The 5,140-nt window shown below is 64.6% G+C and carries 5 protein-coding genes and 1 pseudogene; all 6 read right to left on the reverse strand.

Annotation, left to right across the window (positions count from 1 at the left end; all coding sequences use genetic code 11):
• On the reverse strand, nt 1-226 hold a 226-nt coding region (locus RJQ10_RS17880), incomplete at its 3' end, for a group III truncated hemoglobin (RefSeq protein WP_350148744.1).
• Nucleotides 227-236: 10 nt separating this feature from the next.
• Nucleotides 237-1,652 carry a ribosome biogenesis GTPase Der gene (gene der / locus RJQ10_RS17885; RefSeq protein WP_350148745.1) on the reverse strand — a complete coding sequence of 472 codons (1,416 nt, stop codon included), beginning with the start codon at nt 1,650-1,652 and terminating at the stop codon, nt 237-239.
• Between the two features lies 1 nt (nt 1,653).
• A complete protein-coding gene (gene bamB, locus RJQ10_RS17890) occupies nt 1,654-2,841 on the reverse strand; it encodes an outer membrane protein assembly factor BamB (protein WP_350148746.1) in 1,188 nt (395 codons plus the stop codon).
• Nucleotides 2,838-3,512 (reverse strand): YfgM family protein, encoded by a 675-nt coding sequence (locus tag RJQ10_RS17895; RefSeq protein ID WP_350148747.1) that lies wholly within the window; start codon nt 3,510-3,512, stop codon nt 2,838-2,840. Before RJQ10_RS17895 ends, bamB begins: the two co-directional genes overlap by 4 nt.
• Before the next feature lie 24 nt (nt 3,513-3,536).
• On the reverse strand, nt 3,537-4,811 hold the full coding sequence (hisS, locus tag RJQ10_RS17900; RefSeq protein WP_350148748.1) for a histidine--tRNA ligase: 1,275 nt from the start codon (nt 4,809-4,811) through the stop codon (nt 3,537-3,539).
• A gap of 24 nt (nt 4,812-4,835) precedes the next feature.
• Nucleotides 4,836-5,140 (reverse strand): annotated as a pseudogene (locus RJQ10_RS17905) (flavodoxin-dependent (E)-4-hydroxy-3-methylbut-2-enyl-diphosphate synthase); the annotation flags it as partial.

Genomic DNA, 5,140 nt, shown 5'->3' on the forward strand with positions numbered 1-5,140 from the left:
GCCGGTGCAGGCGGCGATGGATCTCCATGGTGTGGCGACGATAGCCCTGCTCACCGAGCAGCAGCTTGCACCAGTAGTCCTTGATATGAGGCAGGTGCACCGCGAGATCGATCCGCGCCACCTCGAGGAAAAATGGCGCCAGCTGGGGATCCACCAGCAGCCTGGCATAGAACAGGTCAATGCAGGCTTCGATATGGGCGCGGCTGTCGAGATCAGGCTTGACCACAACGCATTCCTCAGCGCTTCTTTTTCTTCTCGTTCTTTTTTACGTGGGCCATGAGCCGGCGCTTGCGCTGGACCTGGCGCTGGGTCAGCTGGTTGCGCTTGTCCGCGTAGGGATTTTCGCCGGTGCGGAATTCGATGCGCACCGGGGTGCCGGTGAGCTTGAGCTCGCGCCGGAACACCTTCTCCAGATAGCGCTGGTAACTGTTGGGTACACTGCCGGTCTGGTTGCCGTGAATAATGATCAGCGGCGGATTCTGGCCGCCAGGATGGGCGTAGCGGAGTTTGATGCGACGGCCGTTGATCATCGGCGGCGCGTGGTCAAACACCGCGCCCTCGAGGATGCGGGTGAGCTGGTTGGTATTGAGCTTGCGGGTTGCCGACCCATGGGCGGCGAGGATCGATTTGTACAACAGCCCGACGCCGGTGCCGTGCAGCGCCGAGATGAAGTGGGTGTCGGCGTAGTCGGCAAAGATCAGGCGGCGATTGAGTTCGCTCTTGATCCAGTCCCGCTGGTGGGGTTCGATGCCGTCCCACTTGTTCACCGCCAGCACCAGCCCGCGTCCGGCGTCAATGCAGTGCCCCAGCAGGTGCATGTCCTGGTCGACAATACCTTCGTGCGCGTCCATGACCAGCACCACCACGTGGGCGTCGTCGATGGCCTTGAGGGTTTTGACAATGGAAAATTTCTCCACCGTCTCCCGCACGTTCTTGCGGCGGCGGACACCGGCGGTATCAATCAGCGTATAGCGCTGTCCATCCCGTTCATAATCGATGTAAATACTGTCGCGGGTGGTACCCGGCTGGTCGTACACCACCACCCGCTCCTCGCCCAGCAAGCGATTGACCAGGGTGGACTTGCCGACATTGGGACGGCCAACGATCGCGACCCTGACACTGTCACGATGATCGAAACCCTCGGCAGCGGAGGTTTCCGGCTCGGGAAAACTGGCCAGCACGTCGTCGATCATCTGCCGCACACCGCGCCCGTGGGAGGCGGCAATTGCGAACAGGTGGTCGACGCCGAGCGCATAAAAATCGCCCAGCGCCACCTCTTCATTGAGCCCGTCGATCTTGTTCACGACCACATGGAACGACTTGTTGCGCTGGCGCAGGTGACGCGCCAGCGACTCATCCGCGGCGTTCAGCCCCTCGCGGGCGTCCACCAGGAACAGCACCGCATCCGCTTCCTCGATGGCCAGCAGCGACTGCCCCGCCATCTGTGCCTCAATCCCCGCCTCATCGCCACGGATACCGCCGGTATCAATGACAATGACCGGTCGCGAGCCGATCCGCGCCTCTCCGTATTTGCGATCCCGGGTCAGGCCCGAGAGGTTTGCCACCAGCGCATCGCGGCTGCGGGTCAGCTGGTTGAACAGGGTCGATTTGCCCACATTGGGGCGCCCGACCAGGGCAATCACCGGAATCATTTCAGTTACCTGGTTTTGCGCTCAGCTCATAGGCGTAAAGCTTGCCACCGTCGCCATAGACGTACAGTACATTGCCTTCACTGAGCATGTCGGCGCTGACGCCCTTGCTGTCGGCGCGAACACGGCCGACAAAACTGCCATCCACCTGCGACAGGATGTGGATGTAGCCTTCGAAATCGGGCACGGCCACATAGCTGCTGACCGTCACCGGGCGGCCGAGGCCCCGCCAGCCCAGAGCGTCCTGGCGCCAGCGCTGCCCCTGTCCGTTGCGCTGGAACGCAAACACTGTGCCGTCCTCGTCCGCGACATAGACGTTGCCAAAGCCCTGCGACAGGCCGGACACGGAAGATACCGGGCGCTCCCACAGCTTGCGCCCACTGCTGGCCTCTATCGCCACGATGTTACCCTGATAGCTGGCGGCAAACAGCTCGCTGCCCGCAAGCACCATGGTGCCATCGACATCGACAATACGCTCAATTTCCGAGCGGCCCTGGGGAATGGCCACCCGGGCCTCCCACTCCACCGCGCCCGTGCCGGCGTCGAAGCCCAGCACCCGGCCATTGGCAAAGCCGGCAAGTACCAGTCTGTCGCGGAATACCGGCGTGCTGGTGCCGCGAATGGTCAGCACCGGCATGTTGCTGTCGTAGGTCCACAGGCGTTCGCCGGTGTCAAAATCCAGACCGTGCAGCTTGCCGTCATAGGTCTGGGCCACAACCACGCGGCCATTGCCCTGGGGAGGCGCCAGCACTTCACCGGACACCCGGGAGCTCCAGCGGGTCTCGCCGGTGGCGGCATCCAGGCGCATGACGAAACCGTCGCCGCCGCCCAGAAACAGGCTGTCGCCATAAAAGCCGACGCCTCCGGAAATCAGCGTCTTGAGATCCCGGCTCCAGATCCGGCGCCCGTTGCTGCGCTGCAGCGCCTTGACCTCGCCATCGGAGGACGCCGCAAAGATCCGTTCGCCACCAATCACCGGCTCGATACGGTAGAGACCATCGCCCTGCCCGTTGCCCACGCCGGTAGACCAGAGGCGCTTGACCTTGACGCTCTCCTCGAATTTCTGCAGCTCGACGGGGCGGCGCGGATCCTCGTCATCATCAATCGAGAACCAGCCTTTCACGGTGCTGCAGCCGCTCATCAGCAGCAGGGACAGCAGCAGGGCGCTCCACCTGATGGTAACGGTCATCATGCGCCCGCCTCCGCGCCGGCGGCGACGAGGCTCTGGATCTTCGCCTCCAGGGTGGCGATATTCAGCTGGGCGGGATACTGCTCAACCAGGGCCTGCGCCTCGCGGTAGGCGGCCAGCGCCTCGCCGTCGCGACCGGCAGCCGCCAGTACGTCACCGCGGGCCAGCGCCGAGGCTGCGGGAAACTTGCCGGAGCTGCCGGGGGTCAGCAGCTTCAGTGCCTGCTCGGTCTCACCCTGCGCCGCCAGCACCCGCGCCAGCCGCAGTTGCGCCATCAGGGCCATGTCGCTGCCGGCGGGCGCCTTGCCCAGCACCCAGCGCAGGTGGCCTTCGGCGGCCGCCAGCTCATTGCCCGCCACCGCCACACGCGCCTGGTGCAGGGCGGCGAACTGGGCGTAGGTGGTGCCACCGTATTCGCTGCGCAACTGGCTCGCGAGCCGCTCTGCGGGAGCGCCGTTGACGATGCCCTCGCCGGCCATCGACGCCGCCTCCAGCATTTGCTGGTACAGGTCCGAGGCACTGTCACTGCGCTGGGCCTCATAGCGCTGCCAGCCCTGCCAGCCGAACGTACCCGCCAGTACCAGCACGATGGTGACCAGCGTTGAACGGCCGTTCTCGTCCCACCAGCGGCGCAGGGCTTCAACCTGCTCTTCTTCTGTCCGATATGATTCCACGATCCGGTTCCCTTGATTTTCCTGTTATGGCGATGAATGGTGGGCCAGGTAGCCAGCGAGATCCGCTACCGCCATGGATTCCTGCAGCCCCTGCTGACGCAGGGACTTGACTGTCACGGTGCCGGCGGCGACCTCGTCCTCGCCCCAGATCAGGGCCCAGCGGGCCCCGCTCTTGTCGGCCTTTTTCAGCTGGCTGCGGAAACTGCCGCCGCCGGCATGCTGGACAATGCGCAGGGCTGGCAGGGCATCGCGTACCGCCTCCAGCGCGGCGAAGGCAGCCGTTTCCGCCGCGGCACCGGCGTTGACCACATAGATATCGGCGATCGCCGCCGCCGGCGGTGCCAGCGCCAGGGCCTCAAGCATCAGGACCAGGCGCTCCTTGCCCAGCGCAAAACCGATACCGGGGCAGGGCTTGCCGCCCAGCTGTGCCACCAGGCCATCGTAGCGGCCGCCGGCGCAGACTGTCCCCTGGGCACCGAGCTTGTCCGTCACCCACTCGAACACGGTCTTGTTGTAGTAATCCAGGCCGCGCACCAGGCGGGGATTGACCACATAGGGGACCGAGGCCGCCTGCAGAAGTTCACAGAGACGGGCAAAATCCTCACTGGACTCCGCGTCCAGATACTCCGTCAGCACCGGCGCATTCGCCAGCACTTCCCGGGTACCGGGGTGCTTGCTGTCCAGGATCCGCAGCGGGTTGCTCTGCAGCCGGCGCTGGCTGTCCTCGTCCAGATCCTCGCGGTGGCCGGACAGGTAGTCCACCAGGGCCTCGCGGTAAGCCTGGCGGGCGGCGCTGCTGCCGATGGAATTGAGCTGTAACTGCACGTGATCGGCAATACCCAGCAGCCGCCACAAACGGGCAGTCATCAGGATCAGCTCGGCATCGATATCCGGGGTGGCGATACCGAACGCCTCGGCGCCCACCTGGTGGAACTGGCGCTGACGCCCCTTCTGCGGGCGCTCATAGCGAAACATGGGGCCGCTGTACCAGAGCCGCTGGGGGGTTCCCAGCAGACCGTTCTGGATCACCGCGCGGACACAGCCCGCGGTGCCCTCCGGGCGCAAGGTCAGGCTCTCGCCATTGCGATCGTCGAAGCTGTACATCTCTTTCTCGACGATGTCCGTGACTTCGCCAATGGAACGCCGGAACAGGGCGGTCTGCTCCACGATCGGCAGGCGAATCTCGCCGTAGCCGTAGCTGGTCAGCACCGCGGCCACCGCGGACTCCAGATACTGCCAGTAAATACTCTCTTCCGGGAGAATGTCGTTCATTCCCCGAATGGCGCGGATGGTCGTCACCTGTACTCCTGCGGTGTCATGGGATCAGGCCGGCGACCGGGCTATCAGCCTGGCATCCTCGGCGGCCCGCTCCTGCTCCAGCTGCAGCGCGCGCTGGCGAATCACCTGCTCCAGATGATCGACGAAATCGAGATTGCTGACCTTGTGGTCGGGCTCGCCGTTAATGTAGATAAGGTTGCTGGGGCTGGCGCCGGTCAGGCCCACATCGGCCTCGCGCGCCTCTCCGGGCCCGTTGACTATACAGCCGATCACCGCGACGTCCATCGGCGTGCGAATATCCTCCAGGCGCTGCTCCAACACGTGCAGCGGCGCAATCACATCAAAAGACT

Source organism: Haliea sp. (assembly GCF_040222615.1).
Lineage (GTDB): Bacteria > Pseudomonadota > Gammaproteobacteria > Pseudomonadales > Halieaceae > Haliea.

Bases quoted from the DNA above. Each gene is read 5' to 3' on its own strand.
- der (WP_350148745.1), bottom strand. From the start codon at position 1,652: ATGATTCCGGTGATTGCCCTGGTCGGGCGCCCCAATGTGGGCAAATCG.
- bamB (WP_350148746.1), bottom strand. From the start codon at position 2,841: ATGATGACCGTTACCATCAGGTGGAGCGCCCTGCTGCTGTCCCTGCTG.